Raw genomic sequence first — 22,838 nt, forward strand, 5'->3', positions numbered from 1 at the left:
CTCAGAATCAAGAGCCTGCGCGTTTAACAAACGGATGTCTGGTGCAAAAAACTACTTCTGCGATCCGTTATCAACAGAGATTTATCATTTACCGCAGGAGAGAATAAGAGACGGGTAGTCGATCGCAGTTCTTAATTAGCAGGCAAAAAAAAACGACACCTCAGGGTATCGTTTTTCGCTGTAATTAATATCAGGATATTAATTACTGTAGAGATTGGCACGGTCACGTAACTCTTTACCCGGCTTAAAGTGCGGAACGTATTTACCTTCCAGCGAGACTTTATCACCTGTTTTTGGATTACGACCGGTGCGAGGTGCGCGATAGTGTAAGGAAAAACTGCCGAAACCTCGGATTTCAATACGTTCACCTTGGGCGAGCGTAGAGGCCATATGTTCCAGCATCTCTTTAACTGCATCTTCCACAGACTTCGCTGGAATATGAGATTGCTGGGTTGCAAGTCTTTCGATCAATTCTGACTTGGTCATGATCCCTCCAGTTTTCATTAGATAAACTTACAGCTATCAATCGAACCAAGGCGACCAAAGTCGCCTTGTTATCTACTTTGCAAAAAAATGCTGTAGATTATTCGCCTTTAGCTGCTTTGAATGCTTCAGCCATAGCGCTAGAGAAGTTGCTTTCTTCTGGTTTGTTATTAACAGAAGCAATAGCATCTTTCTCGTCAGCTTCGTCTTTAGCACGTACAGACAGACTAACGATACGGTTTTTGCGATCAACACCGGTGAATTTAGCTTCAACATCGTCGCCAACATTCAGAACCAGAGTTGCATCTTCAACGCGGTCACGTGACGCTTCGGAAGCACGCAGGTAGCCTTCAACGCCATCAGCCAGTTCAACTGTAGCACCTTTAGCATCAACTGCGGTCACTTTACCGTTAACGATAGTGCCTTTTTTGTTTACTGCAACGTAGTTGTTGAACGGATCTTCAGCCAGTTGCTTAACGCCCAGGGAGATACGCTCGCGCTCTGCGTCAACTTGCAGAACAACAGCGGCGATTTCATCACCTTTTTTGTATTCACGAACTGCTTCTTCGCCTGTAACGTTCCAGGAGATGTCAGACAGGTGAACCAGACCGTCGATACCACCGTCCAGGCCGATGAAGATACCAAAGTCAGTGATTGACTTGATTTTACCTTCAACGCGATCGCCTTTGTTGTGAGTCTCAGCAAACAACTGCCATGGGTTAGATTTACACTGTTTCAGACCCAGGGAGATACGACGACGTTCTTCGTCGATATCCAGAACCATAACTTCCACTACGTCACCAACGTTAACAACTTTGGATGGGTGGATGTTTTTGTTGGTCCAATCCATTTCAGACACGTGTACCAGACCTTCTACGCCTTCTTCGATTTCTACGAAGCAACCGTAATCAGTCAGGTTAGTTACGCGACCAGTCAGTTTGGTACCTTCTGGATAACGTTTAGCGATAGCTACCCATGGATCTTCGCCCAGCTGTTTCAGGCCGAGGGAAACACGAGTACGCTCACGGTCAAATTTCAGAACTTTAACAGTGATTTCATCGCCAACATTCACGATTTCGCTTGGATGCTTAACGCGTTTCCATGCCATATCAGTGATGTGCAACAGGCCGTCTACGCCACCCAGGTCAACGAATGCACCGTAGTCAGTAAGGTTCTTAACGATACCTTTAACTTCCATGCCTTCTTGCAGGTTTTCCAGCAGCTGATCACGTTCTGCACTGTTCTCAGACTCGATAACTGCACGGCGAGAAACAACAACGTTGTTACGCTTCTGATCAAGCTTGATAACTTTAAACTCAAGCTCTTTGCCTTCCAGGTGCAGAGTGTCACGGACCGGACGAACATCAACCAGTGAACCTGGCAGGAACGCACGAATACCGTTCAGCTCAACAGTGAAGCCGCCCTTGACTTTGCCGTTAATAACACCGGTAACAGTTTCAGCGTCTTCGTAAGCTTTTTCCAGCGTGATCCAAGCTTCATGACGTTTAGCTTTCTCGCGGGACAGCAGGGTTTCACCGAAGCCGTCTTCTACTGCATCCAGAGCAACGTCAACTTCGTCACCAACCTGGATTTCCAGCTCGCCCTGGGCGTTTTTGAACTGCTCAGCCGGAATGGCGGACTCAGATTTCAGACCGGCGTCAACCAGTACGATATCTTTGTCGATAGCAACAACAACACCACGAACGATAGAACCCGGGCGGGTTTCGATTTCTTTCAGGGACTCTTCAAATAGTTGAGCAAAAGATTCAGTCATATTGATAATCTTCAGGATTCTTCAATTTAACGTCCATCTAGCATCATGCCGGATGGGGTTGTTTCACATGCCTGCACGCAATCCTTTGCAGCAGGTTATTGGGATTTAGTCGTTATTTCAAACGAGCGCCAGCTTAACCCTGGCGTATTCCAGTGATTTTTCAATCACTTGCTCAATACTCATACCGGTGGAATCCAGAATGAGTGCATCTTGAGCAGGCACTAATGGCGCAACAGGTCGGTTACGATCTCTATCGTCCCGGTCCTTTATCTCGACCAAAAGGCGCTCAAAGTTAACACTAATGCCTTGTTCCTGCAACTGCCGCATGCGTCTGTCGGCACGTTCTTCTGCTGAAGCATCGAGAAAAATCTTTACCGGGGCGTCAGGAAACACCACTGTGCCCATATCACGACCATCGGCTATTAGGCCAGGAAAATCACGAAATGCACGCTGACGGCGCAGTAACGCCTCACGAACGCGAGGGAAAGCAGCTATCTTTGAGGCTACTTCAGCGACATCCTGAGTGCGAATTTCAGCACTAACATCTTCGCCTTCAAGAATGGTTCCTACCTGCATCTCTGTTGAAACAAAACGGACATCCAAGTGGGCCGCAAGGGGAACCAAGGCATCCTCAGAACTGATATCAACATGATGATGTAACGCTGCTAATGCCAACACACGATATATAGCACCGGAGTCGAGCAGATGCCATTGCAACGCTTTAGCCATAGCTTTACAAAGCGTGCCCTTACCTGCACCACTTGGACCATCAATCGTTATCACTGGGGCAATAGCCGTCATCATTTTTTCCTTTCGCCAGACTCGCAGAATATCAATTCAGGGTATTATAGCGTTGCAATCATCAGAATCGTTACTTTTCCACGTAAATATCCTGGTAAAGTCAATCACATGCCGAATAATTACACGATGAGACGCAGGACAAAAACGAAAAACACTGAGCAGGATGCAATTTACAGATATTCGTCGTGAAGAGTCAAAGAGATTACTGATGCCAGAGAAAAGAGAAAGGGTGGAACATCCTTTCTCTTTGTTCTCTGGTTCAGATAACTGACTTACGCCAGCGTACTGATCCCGGCCAGTTGTTCAAAATAGTCCGGGAACGTTTTAGCGGTACATTTAGGATCCAAAATTTTCACCGGAGTATCTGAAAGCGCCACCAGCGAGAAACACATCGCCATACGGTGGTCATTGTAGGTACCAATTTCGGCAAATTTCAGCTGAACAGGTGGCTGGACCCTAATGTAGTCCTCCCCTTCTTCAACCTCAGCACCCACTTTACGTAACTCAGTCGCCATCGCACTGAGACGATCGGTCTCTTTCACGCGCCAGTTATAAATATTACGCAGTGTCGTGGTGCCTTTAGCAAACAGTGCAGCAGTCGCAATAGTCATCGCAGCATCAGGAATATGGTTCATATCCATATCGATAGCATTTAACTCACCGCGCTCACAGGCAATAAAGTCCTCACCCCAGGTAATTTTGGCCCCCATTTTTTCCAGTACATCGGCAAAACGGATATCCCCCTGAACACTATTACGACCAATACCGGTCACCGTCACTTTGCCACCTTTAATGGCCCCGGCAGCAAGAAAATAGGACGCGGAAGAAGCATCGCCTTCTACCAGATAAGCTCCTGGCGACTGATATTGCTGACCACCTTTAACGACAAAACTCTGGTAATCACGGTTTTCAATCGTGACACCAAAAGTCTTCATCAGGTGCAGAGTAATATCGATATAAGGTTTAGAGACCAAGTCGCCTTTAATGGTGATTTCGGTATCTTGCGGTGCCAGTGGCGCTGTCATTAACAGTGCGGTAAGAAACTGGCTTGATACGCTACCATCCACCGTTACTTTACCACCGACAAAACCCCCACGCAGATGAATGGGCGGATAGTCAGTTTGTTCAAGATACTCAATTTGCGCGCCACCCTGGCGTAAGGCATCCACCAGATGACCAATCGGACGTTCTTTCATCCGGGGCTCACCTGTAAGCACGATATTGTTGCTCCCCAGGCACAGTGCCGCCGCCAATGGACGCATAGCGGTACCCGCATTGCCTAAGAATAATTCATGTTCGCCCGCAACCTGTAAAGGTCCGCCGACACCGACGACTTCACAACGTGTACGATCGGCGGAAAGCGTATAAGTGACGCCCAGGATGCTTAACGCATTGAGCATATGTCGGACATCATCACTGTCCAGCAAATTGGTCAGCACCGTAGTGCCATTCGCCAAAGCGGCCAGCAGCAATGCGCGGTTCGAAACGCTCTTTGAACCAGGAAGATTAATGGTTCCGTCAACCAGACTGATAGGTTGTAATGTCAGGGATTCCAGCATGGACAAAATACTCTCAATACAGACAGAATAAAAACCCCGTAGATCCGTATACGGGGCCAGATGCGATTAGCCTCGACGGCGTTCGAAGTCTACCATAAAGTCGGTCAGGGCTTTTACGCCTTCCAGCGGCATCGCATTATAAATCGATGCTCGCATACCGCCCGCAACGCGGTGGCCTTTCAGAGCATGCAGACCAGCAGCGAAGGACTCCTCAAGGAACAGTTTATCCAGTGTGTTATCTGCCAGCTGGAAGGGAACATTCATACGTGAACGATTGCTCGCTGCCACATCATTGCGATAAAAATCACTGTTATCAATCACGCCGTATAACAAATCGGCTTTAGACTGGTTAATTTTATCCATCGCTGCCACACCGCCCTGCTCTTTCAGCCATTTAAAGACCAGACCAGAGAGATACCAGGCAAAAGTAGGTGGGGTGTTAAACATAGAATCATTCTGGTCTAAAACAGAGTAATCCAGAACAGAAGGACAGGACTGATGGGCCTTACCCAGTAAATCTTCGCGGACAATCACCAGCGTCAGACCAGCAGGACCGATGTTCTTCTGAGCGCCAGCATAAATCACGCCAAATCGGCTGATATCCAAAGGGCGCGAAAGAATAGTGGAAGAAAAGTCTGCCGCGACGATGGTATCGCCGAAGTCAGGTGTTTCATCGATAGAGATACCATCGATAGTTTCATTCGGGCAGTAATGCACAAATGCGCTGTTCTCAGAAACCTGCCAGTCGCGCATTGGTTTAATCGCGCGTTTACCGTCAACCAAGATTTTCACATCATGGGCAACTGGCTGACAATATTTCTTTGCTTCTTTAATGGCGCTGGCAGCCCAGTAACCACCATCAAAATAATCTGCGGTGGTTTTATCACCCAACAAATTTAACGGGACGCCGGCAAACTGACCGCGACCACCACCATGGCAAAATAAAATTTTATAGTTAGAGGGGATTTGCAACAAATCGCGCAGATCTTGTGCCGATTCTTCCGCTACTTTAATAAACTCTTTACTACGGTGGCTGATTTCCATCACCGAAGTGCCCAAACCTTGCCAGTCACATAATTCCTGCTGTGCACGACGAAGTACTTCAGCCGGTAGCATTGCCGGTCCGGAACTAAAATTGTATACCTGTGTCATTTCCCCTCACCACGCCTCGAACAATAAGTTTCTATTAGCTTATACCCAAAATAATTCGCGTTGCTTGTAGGCGCGAGTTCAGACAAGCGATGAGCACAGACAAACTATGCGATTCAGCAGTCTCTACTGCGGCAACACTCAAACAACTTGAAGTATGACGGGTATATCGGTTTTATCACTCACTGATAGCAGGATGCAACGGTTAATCCGTGGCAAGGGAAGAATGTTAAAGGAAAGCAACCATACAATATTCCAGCAAGCGAAAAAACCGCCCGATTTATGATGGTAAAACAGCATCCTCCCCCCCAGAGAACCCTATAACCCTCCGGGATAAAACCGCAATACCGGTAATACGAAAAAGCCGAATTTCTTTACATTTTAACTAACGTTTAACCGGACTCGGGAGAGGATAGCGTCGAGGCGGTAAAACACGTATTATCAGGCTCCTTGCGTACCACCTATAGTGAAAGCCATGACCCAAACCTTTATCCCTGGCAAAGATGCCGCTCTGGAAGATTCTATTGCCCGCTTCCAAAAACAACTGACTGACCTTGGTTTTAACATTGAAGAAGCCTCTTGGCTGAATCCTGTACCCAATGTCTGGTCAGTACATATTCGCGACAAAGATTGTCCTTTGTGCTTCACCAACGGTAAAGGTGCCACTAAAAAGGCGGCCCTGGCTTCTGCATTAGGTGAGTATTTCGAACGTCTATCAACAAACTATTTCTTCGCTGATTTCTGGTTAGGTAATGCCATCGCTAACAGCGATTTCGTGCATTATCCTAATGAAAAATGGTTCCCTATCCCGGAAGATGAGCAGTTGCCTGCTGGTATTCTCGATGATTACCTGCGTGCATTTTACGATCCTGAACAAGAGTTAACCGCAGGTATGCTGGTTGACCTGCAATCAGGTAATGAAGACCGGGGTATCTGCGCTCTGCCCTTCACTCGTCAGTCCTCTCAAAATACCGTTTATATTCCAATGAATATTGTCGGTAACCTGTACGTATCTAACGGTATGTCCGCGGGTAACACAGCGAATGAAGCACGCGTTCAGGGATTATCTGAAGTTTTCGAGCGTCATATTAAAAATCGCATCATTGCTGAAAGCATCAGTCTGCCAGAGATCCCCGCTGAAGTACTGGCACGCTATCCAGGCGTGCTGGATGCTATCAACACCCTGGAAGCTGAAGGTTTCCCTATCCTCTCCTATGATGCTTCTCTGGGTGGAAAATATCCGGTTATCTGTGTCGTGCTGTTTAACCCGGCAAACGGAACCTGCTTTGCGTCATTTGGCGCTCATCCTGATTTTGGTGTTGCGCTTGAGCGTACTGTCACTGAGTTGCTGCAAGGCCGTGGCCTCAAAGATTTGGATGTCTTTACGCCACCGACGTTTGATGACGAAGAAGTTGCCGAGCATACCAACCTGGAAACCCACTTTATCGACTCAAGTGGTTTGATTTCCTGGGATATGTTCAAACAAGATGCGGATTATCCGTTCGTCGACTGGAGCTTCTCTGGTACCACTGAGCAAGAATTTGCCACGCTGATGGCTATCTTCAATGCTGAAGGCAAAGAAGTGTATATTGCTGATTATCAGCACCTTGATGTCTATGCCTGCCGCATCATCGTACCAGGTATGTCTGATATTTATCCTGCTGAAGATTTATTACTGGCCAACAATAATATGGGCAGCCATCTTCGTGAGACCCTGCTTTCTTTACCGGGCAGCGAAGCGACGCCGGAAGAGTACTTGGATCTGATAGCACTGCTCGATGAAGAAGGCCATGACGACTTTACTCGCGTCCGTGAACTGCTGGGCCTCGCCACCGGTAAAGATAATGGTTGGTATACCCTGCGTATTGGCGAGCTTAAAGCCATGCTGGCTCTGGCGGGAGGGGACTTAGAACAAGCCCTTATCTGGACGGAATGGACTATCGAGTTCAACGCTTCTGTTTTCAGCCCTGAACGCGCGAATTACTACCGTTGTCTGCAAACTCTGCTGCTATTGGCTCAGGAAGAAGAGCGGGAGCCGTTACAATATCATTACGCTTTCACCCGGATGTATGGTAGCGATGCAGTAGAAGCCGCCAGTGCTGCTATCAGTGGCGAAGAGCCATTCTATGGCCTGCAACCCGTCGATAGCGATCTGCTTGCCTTCCCTGCGCATCAGGCACTGTTAAAAGCGTATGAGAAATTACAGCGTGCGAAAGCGCGTTACTGGCAGAAAAACTAATCACCCGCAGCTTTCAGGCAAGTTTTCCCGACAGTATGTCGGTATATACCAGTCCTGAATAGTTTAATTAATGCCAGAACGTATTGCGTTCTGGCATTTTTTCTTACGCTGCTCACAGGTTATCCGCCTCGTACAGATCCCCGCCACACAACATCGGCCTGATAGAGCAACGTGTGGTGTTCTTGTTCCCCTTGAGGAACTGAGCCTGCCTCACCCTGTCCGATATCTGTCAGCCATTTCACCGCATCACGGGCAAAAATATCCACTGGCTGCGCGAAAGTGGTCAGATTGTAGGAAGTCCATCCCGCTTGCGGAATGTTGTCATACCCTATCACGCATAAATCTTCTGGTATCTTCAGCGAAAAACGCTGTCTCGCTTCATCCATAAAACCACAAGCGACCAGATCTGTGACACAAAATACCGCATCCGGTCGCTGATGACGGGTGAGTAAACGCTGGGCAAGCAGTTGTCCACTCTCGTACGATGTGTTGCCTGTGCGTTCCACCGTTACGGTTAACCCGGCCCGCTCTGCCGCTGTAACAAATGAGGATTCACGCTTCAGCAGACTCGGTGTGCCGGCCAGAGAATTGGCAAACGCCAGATGCCGACAGCCAGCACGTTGAAATGCCATCACAGCCGTTTCCGCCTCACGTATCGCATCCAGATTAATGCTGAGCGAACCAGGCAGAGCTTCATCCCGATTAATTAAAATAATGCTCTGTCCGTGTTTATAGCACTGCTGTGTGATGGCACGGTCCGGCATCCCGGAAAGAATAATGGAGGCATCTGCACGAAAATTAATCGCCTGTTGCAGAGCGGCAGACACACTGTTGTCAGAACGGTCGGTGTTAATCACCATCGCGACCTTTCCTGCATCCTGCAAAAACTGCGTTAATCGACTCAACAACATCGCACGATAAGGTGTCGCGATTTCAGACACGATCAGGCAGACAATACCACTGCGATTACGTACCAGCCCTCGCGCCAGATGGTTGACGTGATAGCCAAGTTCCTGAGCCGCTTTTATTACCCGAGCCCGGGTTGCATCCGATACGCTGGCACCCGGCGTATAGGTACGGGAGACAGCCGATCGTGACACCCCAGCTCGATTGGCCACGTCCTGCGCGCTCACTACCGTTTTATCATTTTGCATACCGCTTTCCTCTGCGCCTTCATAGCGAATGATGATTTTGCCTCAACTTGCAAAGCTGTGCAATTTTATTAGCACCTCAATTGTTGCATTTTTGTGACGCGCTCTACCAATTGCTTAACAATGCATTTGACAGCCAATTTATTATTCATTACTAATTTGCACACACGTGCAAAAAGATATCAAAAAACACTACCCTACAGCTCAAGGAGAACATCATGCGAGTTACATCAATAGCTATCGCGTTATCCCTCTGTTGCACCGCATTGCCTTTTACTGTCAGCGCGGCAGGTAATTTAAATGTCGTCTGCTCGGCAGATGTCGTGGTCTGTGAGCAGATGACGCGCATTTTCAGTGAAACAAATCCGGAGATCAATGTAAGCATGGTACGCCTGTCCGCAGGAGAGGCTTACGCTCGTCTGCGTAGCGAATCCCGCAATCCACGGACTGATATTTGGTGGGCAGGGACCGGCGATCCGCATATGCAGGCCGCCGAAGAGGGGTTAACACAAGTGTATAAATCCCCCCTGTTAGCTCAGCAGCATGACTGGGCGCAGAAACAAGCAGAAAATTCAAACTATCGTACTGTAGGAATTTACGCCGGAGCCCTCGGCTGGGGCTATAACACCAAGCTGGTGGCCGATAAAAAAATGAAAGAACCACTGTGCTGGGCTGACCTACTCGATCCGAGTTTTAAAGGTGAGATTCAGATTGCCAACCCGAACTCATCAGGTACCGCCTACAACACACTCGCTACGCTGGCACAAATCATGGGTGAAGATGAGGCTTTCGATTACCTCAAAAAGCTCAATGCCAATATTTCGCAATACACAAAATCGGGATCAGCACCGGTGAAATCAGCCGCTCGGGGAGAAACCACGGTTGGTATCGTATTTATGCATGATGCGGTAGCGATGGAAGTGGATGGCTTCCCGATTAAGACTGTGGCACCGTGTGAAGGCACCGGATATGAAATTGGTTCTATGTCTATCGTCAAGGGTGCCCGTAACCTTTCAAATGCAAAAGTCTGGTATGACTGGGCGCTAAGTGCAGAAGCACAGTCACATATGAAGGATGCAAAATCCTATCAGCTCCCTTCCAATCGTGAAGCAGCGATTTCTGAATATGCCCCTCGTTTCGAAAACATAAAACTTATCGACTACGACTTCAAAACCTACGGTGATTCTGCCAAACGTAAAGCCCTGCTAGGACGCTGGGATAAAGAGATAGGCGTAAACGCACAGTAATCCATACCCATTCAGGACTGAAATGCGGTGGTCACGGCCTGATGTCCGCTTCAGACAGGTTTTCAGCTCGAGGTAACTCATGAATGCAAAAAATCGTCGTCTGCTCTGGGCGTTAGCCTGTGGAGTAGTGGCACTCCTGCTATTGCCGTGGTACAGCCTTGAAAGCGGATTTTTCGATAGTCTCTGGCTTACCCATTTATGGAGTGACAGTGCCAGTGCATCTGCTCTCTGGCAATTAGAGGCTCATCCGTGGCTGGGTATTGTACTGCTGCTGTTCGCGCTCTGTGGATCTTGTGGCTTTTTACCTTCGGGAATGCGCAGTCGTTTATTACTTTTGTTCAGCGCACTCGGCGTACTCTTTTTGATCATTGAAGGTCATGCTATTGGCTACAGTGGCTGGAACTGGCTGTGGCTGGAAAATAACTTTGCCCCCCTGGAACAAGGCCAGCCTGCAATGGGAGCGGGTGCTCTGTTGATGCTGACAACCTTTCTGCTGTTCTTTTCCTTTGCTCTGGCCGAACGCGGTATTCTGAAAGGTGATGCATTTCTGGTTGCCTCACTCGTGATGTTAACCGCGCTGGTCAGTCTATTTGTGCTTTATCCCGTTCTGAATATGTTTGTGATGTCAGTTCAGGACGTGGATGGTCACTTTATGCCAGATGGATTAATCAGCAATATGCAGGACCCCTCTGTCTGGAGTCTGTCCTGCCTTGCGGGAGGAACCTGTGGAACAGCCTGGCGTACATTATGGCTGGCACTAATGACCGCAACGGCCTCCACCCTGCTCGGGCTGGCATTTGCGTTAGCGGCCACACGTACACCGTTGCCGTTTAAGAAAGCCCTGCGTATGCTCAGCATTCTGCCGATTATTACCCCTCCTTTTGTGATAGGCCTTGCGCTTATTTTATTGTTTGGTCGTTCTGGCGTTATCACAGAGTTTATGGCCACGCTGTTTGATATCGAGCCCAGCCGCTGGCTGTATGGTCTAACCGGTATCTGGCTCGCCCAGGTACTTTCATTTACCCCAATAGCCTTTATGGTATTGATTGGCGTCGTCGAAGGTGTCAGCCCCTCACTAGAGGAAGCCTCACAAACCCTGCGGGCCAATCGCTGGCGTACCTTCCGTCGCGTTTCACTGCCATTAATGGCACCCGGACTCGCCAATGCTTTCCTTATCAGCTTTATTGAAAGTATGGCCGATTTCGGTAATCCAATGGTACTGGGTGGGAGCCACGGGGTGTTATCGACAGAGATCTTCTTCTCGGTCGTAGGGGCACAAAACGATCCTAGTCGTGCGGCGGTACTGGCGATGATCCTACTGTGCTTTACGTTAGGTGCTTTTCTCCTGCAACGCCTCTGGCTGGGAGGAAAAAACTTCGCTACCGTCACTGGCAAAGGCGATGGCGGTAGACACGGACAACTTCCACGTCCGCTGCGTTTTGGTGTCTACGGTATGGTCATTCCCTGGGGCCTGTTTACGCTGGTTATCTACGGCATGATTATTATTGGCGGCTTCGTACAATCCTGGGGTCTCAATAACACACTCACCGTCGATCACTATATTCGGGCCTTCGGTATCAGCTTCAGCGAGGGGCATTTGATATGGAGTGGTGTTGCCTGGAACTCATTCTGGACCACGCTTGAGATAGCGCTTCTTGCTGCACCGCTAACAGCACTGGTTGGTATGCTGACCGCCTGGCTGATTGTACGGCAGAAATTTGTTGGCCGTCAGACCTTTGAATTTATGTTAATGCTCAGCTTCGCCATTCCTGGTACCGTTATTGGTGTCAGTTATGTGATGGCATTTAATCTCCCCCCGCTGGAGATAACGGGTACTGCGGCGATTCTGATCGCTTGTTTTGTGTTCCGTAATATGCCGGTTGGCGTGCGCGGTGGTATTGCTGCCATGAGTCAGCTGGATAAAAGTCTCGACGAAGCTTCCTTAACACTCGGCGCCAGCAGTTTCCGCACCCTGCGCAAAGTCGTTCTTCCGTTGCTCAAACCCGCTATCAGTGCTGCTCTGGTGTATGCCTTTGTCCGTGCAATTACCTCAATCAGCGCCGTTATTTTTCTCGTCAGCGCGCAATACAACATGGCTACATCCTACATTGTCGGACTGGTTGAGAATGGGGAATACGGTGTCGCCATTGCTTATTCTACGGTGCTTATTGTCGTGATGCTGGCCATTATTGGCGTATTCCATTGTCTGGTAGGAGAACGTCGTTTACGTCGTGCGACACGTCCGGTAGACACAGCTAAAACGCGCTCTGCTTCTAATTCATTAACTCAGGAGAATGCCGTATGACAACCGTTCATGCAGGTTCCGTTGAATTTGCCCAGGTTTCTAAACGTTTTGCGGGTTTTGAAGCTATTCCCGACCTGTCGCTTAAGGTAGAGCCGGGTACATTAGTGACACTGCTAGGCCCATCCGGTTGCGGTAAAACAACGACACTTCGGCTACTGGCTGGGTTGGAGCACCCTACGTCCGGACGTATCCTGATTGGTGGAAAAGATGTGACATATCAACCTGCCAATGAACGCGATGTGGCAATGGTGTTTCAGTCCTATGCCCTGTTTCCACATATGAGTGCACTTGATAACGTTATGTATGGCTTACAGGCTTCAGGTATCAATAAGCAGGAGATACAAGATCGCGCCCGAGAAGGTCTGAAACTGGTCGGTCTTGAAAACCAGGGCCAGCGCTTACCCTCAGAATTGTCAGGCGGACAGCAACAGCGTATTGCGGTGGCACGAGCCCTGGTACTGGAACCACAGGTACTCTTACTGGATGAGCCGCTCTCTAACCTTGACGAACGCTTACGCCGTCAAGTACGTACAGATATTCGGGATCTGCAACAAAGACTTGGCTTCACCGCCGTTTATGTCACTCACGATCAGGAAGAGGCGCTCGCGGTATCAGATAAAATTATTGTGATGAAAGACGGCAATATTGCTCAGCAGGGGGCGCCTGAAAGTTTGTATCACTCCCCTAATTCGGTCTTTATCGCTGATTTTATGGGCGAGGCCAATATCCTGCCCTGCGAAGTGGAACAAGTCGAGGGTACAGAGGCTCTGGTCCGACTTGGCAGTCAGTGCTACCGGGTGCGTGGCAACGGTCTGCAGACAGGTACAGCGCAGATTTCGGTACGCCCCCAGTTCATTACCTTGCGTGATGGGGATAATGGTGCACTGCCGGGTGAAGTGACACACAGTACTTGGCTCGGTAGCCATATCGAATATGAAGTGCTCACAGAGCTTGGCTCACTATTTATTATTGATACACAAATGGAACAACGACTCCCTTTAACATCTCGTGTTTCTGTTGATTTTAAACCTCAGGGTCTGGCCCTGATTACTGGTTAATGTAAGGGTAGACAATGAGTGATACTAAACTCCATGCACTAAAAGCACGTCTGCATTTAGCAGAAAAAGTGGCACGCGCAGGCGGTGCAAAAGCACTGGAATACTTTCACCAGCGAGACGCTCTGGTGGTGGAAACTAAATACGATTTGCAGGATGTCGTTTCACACGCCGACAGGGATGTGGAACAAATGATAGATAAGCAAATCCGGGAGCAATTTCCTGAGGATGGCTTTCTTGGCGAAGAATACGGCTTACAGGAAGGAAACTCTGGGTATACTTGGGTTGTCGATCCGATTGATGGTACCAGTCCGTTTCTGAACGGCATGCCTAACTGGTGTGTGTCGATCGCGGTTCTGCACGAAGGGATACCGGTTATTGGCGTGATTTATGCTCCTTATTATGAGGAGTGTTATGTCGCAGCACTCGGCCAAGGGGCCACACTTAATGGTTGTCGTTTACAGGTTGATCCCTCCCGAACGCTGCAAAACCATGTCACCGGATTTGGTGCCAACAGCCACGTCAGCCCGACAGAAGTCGGGAATATTCTCGCAGCCTTACTTGAGGCGGGCGGGAATTTTATTCGTATTGGTTCTGGTGCCTTGATGCTGGCATGGGTTGCCGCTGGCCGAGTCGTGGGATATTACGAACCTTATATGCACGCCTGGGATTGTCTGGCAGGTTATTGTTTGGTGAAAGAAGCCGGTGGCTGGTACCACCCGTTTAATACCGAGGGTGATCGTCTGCTTAAAGGTGCTCAAGTGTTGGCGGTAGCACCAGGCGCTCAGACCGATTTAAAACGTATTGCCGGGATATAATCTCGTTTACAGAGAACCTTATCACAGGATAATCCTTTCTGGTCGGGGGATTATCCGCCCTCTTCTACTCACTACCAACCACGTTATTGTCCATAAAAATACGCTCCACATTATTCTTTATTATCTGACTCATATCCTGCAACTTTCTTCCCTTGTATACCCAAAATAATTCGAATTGCTTGTAGGCGTGAAGTGAAGTATCTCGATGAACACAGATAAACGATGTGATTCGGCGCACCTTATGGACGCAACACCCAAACAACTTGAAGTATGACGGGTATAGTCTACTCTCTTTATTGATTTGTATTATTATGAAGATAATTGCTTTTATTCTGTCTATTTTTAGTGAATTTAAAGTGAAATATTATTTATAAATACCATTACAGATGTTGCAATAATATTGCATCGCCATGTTCAGTTTGCGTTAAGTGCCATTAATTTCAATTTTAATTGCAAACATTAAAAAAAATTTTAACCATATTTATCAATTAGTTATTTGATAAAAATTCAATAACCACAGCGGAAAAAGGCTTATTGGCGGGGCGTGATATGATCTATATCAAACTTTACACTATAATGCTTTGTTAATATGACTTCGCCGAATAAAAATAAGAGAGAGTTAGTGTGAAAGCTGACAACCCTTTTGACCTGATACTTCCTCCTGAGGTAGCGAAAGTTGCCGAAAATACGGGAGTCTATAAAGCCACAAAACATCCATTAACGACGTTTTTCTTGGCGATTACCGCAGGTGTTTTCATTTCTATCGCTTTTGTTTTCTACATTACATCAACCACTGGCGGCGGCGCATTACCCTTTGGGGTTGTAAAGCTCATTGGTGGCGTATGTTTCTCCCTCGGACTCATTCTTTGTGTGGTCTGCGGGGCTGACCTCTTCACCTCGACCGTGCTTATTGTGGTTGCGAAAGCCAGTGGACGCATTACCTGGACACAACTGGCTAAAAACTGGCTTAACGTTTATGTCGGTAACCTGGTCGGCGCACTGGTCTTTGTGGCACTGATATTTTTTGCCGGGATGTATATGACGGCAGAGGGTCAATGGGGTTTAAATCTTTTACAAACCGCTGACCATAAAATGCACCATACTTTTATTGAAGCCGTCTGCTTGGGCATCCTGGCCAACTTATTAGTCTGTCTTGCCGTTTGGATGAGTTATTCAGGCCGCAGTTTGATGGATAAAATGTTTGCGATGATTCTGCCAGTTGCTATGTTTGTATCCAGCGGTTTTGAACACAGTATTGCAAATATGTTCCTGATTCCCATGGCAATTGCAGTACGTGATTTTGCCAGCCCTGAATTCTGGACTGCGGTGGGGTCTTCTGCAGAGAACTTTCCTCACCTGACTGTAATGAACTTTATCACTGACAATCTGATCCCCGTTACCATCGGCAACATTATCGGCGGTGGTTTACTGGTCGGGTTGACGTACTGGGTAATATATCTGCGTGCTGGCGCTAAGCATTAGTATAACGTCGCAGGCAGGATGAAGAACTCCACATTTAGAAGGTAGGTGCTATATGTCCGATCTCAATGAAAAACTGGCCACCGCATGGGAAGGCTTTGCGAAAGGCGACTGGCAGAATGAAGTCAACGTACGTGACTTTATTCAGAAAAACTACACCCCGTATGAAGGCGACGAGTCTTTCCTTGAAGGTGCTACAGACGCAACCACTAAGCTGTGGGATTCCGTCATGGAAGGCGTTAAACAGGAAAACCGTACTCACGCCCCTGTCGATTTTGATACCGATCTTGCCTCCACTATCACCGCTCATGACGCGGGATATATCAATAAAAGCCTTGAAACTATCGTAGGCCTGCAAACTGATGCCCCACTGAAACGTGCAATCATTCCGTTTGGCGGCATCAAGATGGTTGAGGGTTCTTGTAAAGTATACGGTCGTGAACTCGACCCAATGCTGAAAAAAATCTTTACCGAATATCGTAAAACGCATAACCAGGGTGTATTTGACGTTTATACTCCGGACATCCTGCGCTGCCGTAAATCAGGTGTGATCACCGGTTTGCCTGATGCTTATGGTCGTGGTCGTATCATCGGTGACTATCGTCGCGTTGCGCTGTACGGTATCGACTTCCTGATGAAAGACAAATTTGCTCAGTTCACCTCTTTACAGAGCAAACTGGAAAATGGCGAAGACCTGGAAGCAACCATCCGTCTGCGTGAAGAAATTTCTGAACAACATCGTGCTCTGGCGCAGATTAAAGAAATGGCAGCAAAATATGGCTACGACATTTCTGGTCCTGCGACAAATGCTCAGGAAGCTGTTCAGTGGACCTATTTTGGTTATCTGGCAGCAGTAAAATCTCAGAACGGTGCTGCGATGTCCTTTGGACGCGTATCAACCTTCCTGGATGCTTACATTGAACGTGACCTGAAAGCGGGCAAAATTACTGAGCTTGATGCTCAGGAAATGATTGACCACTTGGTCATGAAACTGCGTATGGTTCGTTTCCTGCGTACACCTGAATATGATGAGTTGTTCTCTGGTGACCCAATCTGGGCAACTGAGTCCATCGCCGGTATGGGTGTCGATGGCCGTACCCTGGTGACTAAAAACAGCTTCCGTTTCCTGAACACCCTTTACACCATGGGACCGTCTCCGGAGCCAAACATCACTGTTCTGTGGTCTGAAAAACTGCCATTGAACTTCAAAAAATATGCAGCCAAAGTCTCCATCGACACCTCTTCTCTGCAGTATGAGAATGATGACTTGATGCGCCCTGACTTCGACAATGATGACTACGCGATTGCATGTTGCGTAAGCCCGATGATTATCGGTAAGCAAATGCAGTTCTTTGGCGCACGTGCTAACCTCGCAAAAACCATGCTGTATGCCATCAATGGTGGTATTGATGAAAAACTGAAAATGCAGGTGGGTCCTAAAGAATTGCCTATCATGGATAGCGTGCTGGACTATGACACTGTTCTGGCTCGTCTGGATCACTTTATGGACTGGCTGGCAAAACAGTATGTCACTGCGCTGAATATCATCCACTACATGCATGATAAATACAGCTACGAAGCCTCTCTGATGGCGCTGCATGACCGTGATGTTGTTCGTACTATGGCTTGTGGTATTGCAGGACTGTCTGTTGCCGCTGACTCCCTGTCTGCGATTAAATATGCAACGGTAAAACCTGTTCGTGATGAAGATGGTTTGGCTGTAGACTTCGAAATCGAAGGCGAGTATCCACAGTTCGGTAACAACGACCCGCGTGTCGATGATATCGCCGTAGACTTGGTTGAACGTTTCATGAAAAAAATTCAGAAACTGACAACTTATCGCAACTCGATTCCGACTCAGTCAGTACTGACCATTACCTCTAACGTGGTTTACGGTAAGAAAACCGGTAATACCCCAGATGGTCGTCGCGCAGGTACACCGTTTGGCCCGGGTGCTAACCCAATGCACGGTCGTGACCAGAAAGGCGCTGTTGCCTCTCTGACCTCCGTTGCTAAACTGCCGTTTGCTTACGCAAAAGATGGTATTTCTTATACCTTCTCTATCGTACCAAATGCGCTGGGTAAAGATGACGATGTGCGTAAAACCAACCTTGCGGGTCTGATGGATGGTTACTTCCACCATGAAGCGTCCATTGAGGGTGGTCAGCACCTGAATGTGAACGTAATGAACCGTGAAATGCTGCTTGATGCGATGGAGCACCCAGAGAAATATCCACAGTTGACCATTCGTGTATCAGGTTATGCTGTGCGCTTTAACTCTCTGACTAAAGAGCAACAACAAGACGTAATTACTCGTACATTTACTAAGAGTATCTAACGTCTTAGCTTAAGCAAAAGACCTGGAATAAGGATTCTGCTACAGTAGAGTCCTTATCAACAAAGAGGGAAAAACGTGGTTTTTCCCTCTTTGCATTTAAAAAACATTAACACACTGATTTTATTGTTATTTTTACCATTAACAACGCTATTAGTCTGTCATCTGGCTGACAGCCTGTTTTGCCAATTACCTGTGTAGGAAGATAATCGGCAAAACAGACTAAACACAGACATTGAAGTCTGTGAAAAACAGACCCGGAATGGGTCATAGCTGGAGAAACGCCGCAATGTCAGTTATTGGACGAATCCACTCTTTTGAATCCTGTGGCACCGTAGATGGCCCGGGCATCCGTTTTATTACCTTCTTCCAGGGCTGCCTGATGCGCTGCCTGTACTGCCATAACCGAGATACCTGGGATACGCACGGAGGCAAGGAGATTACCGTTGAGGAGTTAATGAAAGATGTTGTGAGCTACCGGCATTTTATGAATGCTTCAGGTGGCGGTGTCACAGCATCAGGCGGTGAAGCAATTCTGCAAGCTGAGTTTGTACGTGACTGGTTCCGTGCCTGTCATAAAGAAGGCATTCATACCTGTCTTGATACCAATGGTTTTGTCCGTCGTTACGATCCGGTAATTGATGAGTTACTGGAAGTCACTGACTTGGTGATGCTAGATTTGAAGCAAATAAACGATGAAATTCACCAAAACCTGGTCGGTGTTTCTAATCAGCGCACCCTGGAGTTTGCTCGTTACCTGTCGAAAAAGAATATTAATGTCTGGATCCGCTACGTTGTCGTACCCGGTTGGTCTGACGACGATGACTCTGCTCACCGGTTGGGCGAATTTACCCGTGATATGGGAAATGTCGAAAAAATCGAACTACTTCCCTACCATGAACTGGGTAAACATAAATGGGTGGCGATGGGGGAAGAATATAAACTGGATGGAGTCAATCCGCCGGGCAAAGAAACCATGGAGCGCGTTAAAGGTATTCTTGAACAGTACGGCCATAAAGTGATGTACTAACACAGAGCAGAGTAAAACGCATCACTTAAGCTTTTACCTCATCTCATACTTACAGGCGCTCAGAAGAGCGCCTGTTGCTTTTCAGGCATGGGCAATTGGTGTTGAATGCTGACCTGCTTTGCTCAAGAGCAGCATCAGGTATACCAGTGAAACGCCAGCAATCACAATAAACAGCAAACTGTCAGAGTAATTCTGCATCAGGGCCGCTGTCAGCAAGGGACCTAACAGACTCCCCGCGGTGTAACTCAACAGTAGCGCCTGGTTCATAGCAACTAGCTGGTGATGATCCACTTTTTCACAGGCCCAGCCCATCGCTACCGGATATAAGGTAAAACCTGCTGCCCCCAGAATACACAGAGCCGGTGCCATCGCTTCATGGCTTAACATGCCAACACTACCAACGATAATAGCAAACACTTGTCCGCGTAATATCAGCAGTCGACCATATTTATCAGCCAGACGGCCAATCGGCCACTGAGCAATCACCCCGGCACTGATCATCATCGCCATCCAGAAACCAATTTCGGCATCACTTTGTCCCTGATGATTCAGATAAAGCGGCATTAACGCGTATAATGATCCCAGAATGACGCCTGAGATAACGCAACCATGAATACCAAGACGGGCATTACGTAAACGCAGCATTAATCGAACAGAGGTGCTCTCGTGATGGGACTCGCTGTGATTAATGATGTGCGTAAAGAGCAACGGTAGAATAGCTGCCATTATCAGCGCTGTCGCCCAAGGGAGTACGCTGACCAGTGCTGTTGGTAACTGGCTGACAGCAAACTGTCCAAGTACCGTGCCGATATAGGTTACCATCATATAGGCCGCCAGCAGGCGTCCTCTGTTTTGTGTGGTGCCGCTACACATCATCGCACTTTCCACGATAACCCAGATCATCGCGCAGCCTACCCCGCCGATGAAACGAAATATCATCCAATTCCAGGTGCCTACCATCAAGCCGAGTCCGGCACAAGCCAGTGCGAACAGCAATACAGCCAAGTAATAGCTGCGGTTAAAACCAAGATATTTAATGACGCCACCCGCTACCATCGCGCCTGCAAGATTCCCCGTAAAATAGGCTGAACTCACGAGCCCCACTTGCCATACGGGCAGGTCTTCGTGCGCCAGCCAGAGAGGGACCAGCGTGTTGAGAACCGCTATGACCAGGGTCAATAGCATAAGCCCACAAAGCAATAACTTTATGGGACGGGTATAGGTTGGCATGGATAAAAAAACCGTGAAGAAGTAAGAAATTGTGCGCATCATGCCACCAGAAAAATGATTGTCAATCCAGTGCTGACGGGGGCTGAGAGGTTTTTTTGGGTATCGATTTAAAAAATTTATCCTGCAACTGAAATTTAGCCCTGACAGAAAAGCTATCTCTCTGTTTTTGATATAATAACACAAAAAGTATGGTTTTTTCAGGGACGAAAAATTTCATGGATCTTTGAGTGATATTTTCTCATTGAGGACATTTTTTGGCTCACAGATGAGGAGCTGATCACAAGATTAGTGAAACAAATGTCTACCAGTACTGCTACGGGACGGAGAGTTCTTTACGTCCGGGCAGTGAGCAAAGAAAACAGCATTTATTGCCATGCTGACATCTAATTATTGCGATTGAACATAAGAGAATATCTGTGTTTGAATCAATCAATATTCATTAGTTACTTCGGATATGCTGTAAAAAAATCAAACAATATCTTCATTATCTGTTCGATAGGTTGACTGCCGAGATTAAATTATTACTCGATTAAATATTTAAGAGTTTTCATTTATTAAAACCAAAGGCTACTTATGAAAAAGATAATAGTCACTTCAACATTACTGTTTATATTCAATACAACAAACTCAAACGCCTCAACAGGTGAACAAGCTTTAGAGCAAGTGTTGACCTGGTATAATAATACTGTCGATGATTGCGGTGATGCCACTAAACCTGCATTTTTATGTAGTGGCGTCATGCTGCGGGCAATTGAAACCAACCCTGATCCTGTTTCCTTGGTTCCCATATCTGAAGATGTTACTAATGAAGGCATCTCTTTTTCCTGGCTAAGAGCTGATAATAATTTTTCCAGTCTAGCCTATATGCCTAATAATGGATTTATTATTTACCCCTATCAGTATATACCCAGCTCAAATTTAAGTGATATATCTTTTCTTTGCGCTTTTCCTATGAATGCAGATTCATCTTCGAGAGATTCGCATGGATGTGGGGCAAACACTGAATACCCACAACAAAGCAAACCATGTGATCAGACAGGTATTTATGATGCAACCCAATGGATTGCTCAATTTAACACTCCAAATGCAAACAGATATCGTATTCAATGTGGATGGGATGTCAAAGAAGGGCAACCTGACAGGGCCCAAAGATTTAACGAAAATATTTTGGCCAGAAACTTAATGGAGAGTAAATCCTGGGAAATACAAAATGAAATCAGAGTAAAAAAATGGCTCCACGACGAAACACTGCCTGTACATTCTTTCTTTTACATCAAAGATGATATTAACGCATTAAAAAATGCCATGTCAGACCAGAGAAGTCACTATAAACAATATAATCAAGTCATTCCTATCCTGGAGGTTACCTTGCCTAATAATAAATCTGAAAATGCTGATTTCAATTATATCAATGAGTCACAGGAAATTGGCTCTGGTATTACTGTTTCAGACTCCTCACCCATTATTCCAGATGCCAGAGGAAATAATAACAATCAATTGTGGAGAAGCACTTACTATGCTATGGCTGCATTGACGGTAAAAATTCCTGTCTATGAAGGCATGGAAAAAGGACAGAGTATCAGTGTTACTTGGCGAGGACCTAATCCGCGCCTGGACTATGATGAAACAAAAACTGTCACGGGTATTGATGATACATTTTTCACCATACCTCGGCCTAATGTGATCGATGCGGCTGGAGCTAATGTCCGAATAGCCTACTCGGTGCTTGATTTAGAGGGAAATACTGTTGATTCCCAGACATCAATCTTATCCATTGAAAGACAACCTGTAACACTACCCATTGCACGTATTAATCTTTCCACTCGTCAAGTTACGATTAGCTATCCAGAAATGAATGATACGCAAACGGTAAATTTAAACTGGTATGGTTCACAAAATCATAAATTTGAACCTCAACAAGCCAATAATTCAGGAACCATCATTTTTGAAATACCACAAGAATGGATTGAAGAAAACAGAGATAGAAGTGTCTATTTAATTTATTCAACTGAAATTGAACCTGGAGAAAGAAATATATTCTCAAGAGTATTAGTAGTTAATATAAATTAATCCGACCTGAACACTATTAACACTCCCTTGTGAACAGGCTAGTCTTACAACTAGTCTGTTCCGGAGCATCTGTTTTTAACGAGTAACAATGCCACAAGAAATACATTCAAATA

Annotated in this window: 16 protein-coding genes; 9 read left to right on the top strand and 7 right to left on the bottom strand. The window is 47.0% G+C overall.

Features of this window, described 5'->3' with window-relative positions; genetic code table 11:
- Positions 1–198 precede the first annotated feature (198 nt).
- From ihfB to serC, 5 genes are all read right to left on the bottom strand, one after another.
- The gene (gene ihfB / locus Q1A40_RS02715) at positions 199–486 is read right to left on the bottom strand and encodes an integration host factor subunit beta (RefSeq protein ID WP_299997433.1); all 288 of its coding nucleotides are present in this window, start codon (positions 484–486) and stop codon (positions 199–201) included.
- 97 nt (positions 487–583) lie between these two features.
- On the bottom strand, positions 584–2,257 hold the full coding sequence (rpsA, locus tag Q1A40_RS02720; RefSeq protein ID WP_259047972.1) for a 30S ribosomal protein S1: 1,674 nt from the start codon (positions 2,255–2,257) through the stop codon (positions 584–586).
- A gap of 117 nt (positions 2,258–2,374) precedes the next feature.
- Complete coding sequence (gene cmk, locus Q1A40_RS02725; RefSeq protein WP_299997898.1) at positions 2,375–3,058, bottom strand: (d)CMP kinase; 684 nt, start codon at positions 3,056–3,058, stop codon at positions 2,375–2,377.
- A 272-nt stretch (positions 3,059–3,330) separates the two neighbouring features.
- Positions 3,331–4,614 (bottom strand): 3-phosphoshikimate 1-carboxyvinyltransferase, encoded by a 1,284-nt coding sequence (aroA, locus tag Q1A40_RS02730; protein WP_299997902.1) that lies wholly within the window; start codon positions 4,612–4,614, stop codon positions 3,331–3,333.
- 69 nt (positions 4,615–4,683) lie between these two features.
- The gene (gene serC / locus Q1A40_RS02735; RefSeq protein ID WP_299997438.1) at positions 4,684–5,769 is read right to left on the bottom strand and encodes a 3-phosphoserine/phosphohydroxythreonine transaminase; all 1,086 of its coding nucleotides are present in this window, start codon (positions 5,767–5,769) and stop codon (positions 4,684–4,686) included.
- Between the two features lie 472 nt (positions 5,770–6,241).
- Between serC and ycaO the strand changes: the two genes are divergently transcribed.
- Positions 6,242–8,005 (top strand): 30S ribosomal protein S12 methylthiotransferase accessory factor YcaO, encoded by a 1,764-nt coding sequence (gene ycaO / locus Q1A40_RS02740; protein WP_299997440.1) that lies wholly within the window; start codon positions 6,242–6,244, stop codon positions 8,003–8,005.
- 119 nt (positions 8,006–8,124) lie between these two features.
- Here the strand turns inward: ycaO and Q1A40_RS02745 are convergent, their stop codons facing one another.
- Complete coding sequence (locus Q1A40_RS02745) at positions 8,125–9,159, bottom strand: LacI family DNA-binding transcriptional regulator (protein WP_299997443.1); 1,035 nt, start codon at positions 9,157–9,159, stop codon at positions 8,125–8,127.
- 215 nt (positions 9,160–9,374) lie between these two features.
- Here Q1A40_RS02745 and Q1A40_RS02750 point away from each other — a divergent pair, with 215 nt between their 5' ends.
- The 7 genes from Q1A40_RS02750 (at position 9,375) to pflA (ending at position 19,425) form a co-directional block, all read left to right on the top strand.
- On the top strand, positions 9,375–10,403 hold the full coding sequence (locus tag Q1A40_RS02750) for an ABC transporter substrate-binding protein (RefSeq protein ID WP_299997446.1): 1,029 nt from the start codon (positions 9,375–9,377) through the stop codon (positions 10,401–10,403).
- 79 nt (positions 10,404–10,482) lie between these two features.
- A complete protein-coding gene (locus tag Q1A40_RS02755) occupies positions 10,483–12,708 on the top strand; it encodes an iron ABC transporter permease (RefSeq protein ID WP_299997449.1) in 2,226 nt (741 codons plus the stop codon).
- A complete protein-coding gene (locus Q1A40_RS02760; RefSeq protein WP_299997452.1) occupies positions 12,705–13,766 on the top strand; it encodes an ABC transporter ATP-binding protein in 1,062 nt (353 codons plus the stop codon). Before Q1A40_RS02755 ends, Q1A40_RS02760 begins: the two co-directional genes overlap by 4 nt.
- 14 nt (positions 13,767–13,780) lie before the next feature.
- Positions 13,781–14,581, top strand: a complete 801-nt coding sequence (locus Q1A40_RS02765; RefSeq protein WP_299997455.1) for an inositol monophosphatase family protein — start codon at positions 13,781–13,783, stop codon at positions 14,579–14,581.
- Positions 14,582–15,205: 624 nt separating this feature from the next.
- The gene (gene focA, locus Q1A40_RS02770) at positions 15,206–16,063 is read left to right on the top strand and encodes a formate transporter FocA (RefSeq protein ID WP_299997457.1); all 858 of its coding nucleotides are present in this window, start codon (positions 15,206–15,208) and stop codon (positions 16,061–16,063) included.
- A 52-nt stretch (positions 16,064–16,115) separates the two neighbouring features.
- Entirely contained in the window at positions 16,116–18,398 is a 2,283-nt protein-coding gene (gene pflB, locus Q1A40_RS02775; protein WP_299997460.1) for a formate C-acetyltransferase, read from the top strand.
- A gap of 286 nt (positions 18,399–18,684) precedes the next feature.
- Positions 18,685–19,425, top strand: coding sequence for a pyruvate formate lyase 1-activating protein (pflA, locus tag Q1A40_RS02780; protein WP_299997463.1), 741 nt, complete (start codon positions 18,685–18,687; stop codon positions 19,423–19,425).
- Positions 19,426–19,506: 81 nt separating this feature from the next.
- Here pflA and Q1A40_RS02785 read toward each other — a convergent pair whose 3' ends face one another.
- A complete protein-coding gene (locus Q1A40_RS02785; RefSeq protein ID WP_299997906.1) occupies positions 19,507–20,655 on the bottom strand; it encodes an MFS transporter in 1,149 nt (382 codons plus the stop codon).
- Positions 20,656–21,228: 573 nt separating this feature from the next.
- Here Q1A40_RS02785 and Q1A40_RS02790 point away from each other — a divergent pair.
- Positions 21,229–22,725, top strand: coding sequence for a hypothetical protein (locus Q1A40_RS02790; protein WP_299997466.1), 1,497 nt, complete (start codon positions 21,229–21,231; stop codon positions 22,723–22,725).
- Positions 22,726–22,838 lie beyond the last annotated feature (113 nt).

Origin of the sequence: uncultured Cedecea sp., assembly GCF_947498825.1 — a bacterium.
In the GTDB taxonomy this organism is placed as follows: Bacteria; Pseudomonadota; Gammaproteobacteria; order Enterobacterales; family Enterobacteriaceae; genus JGM124.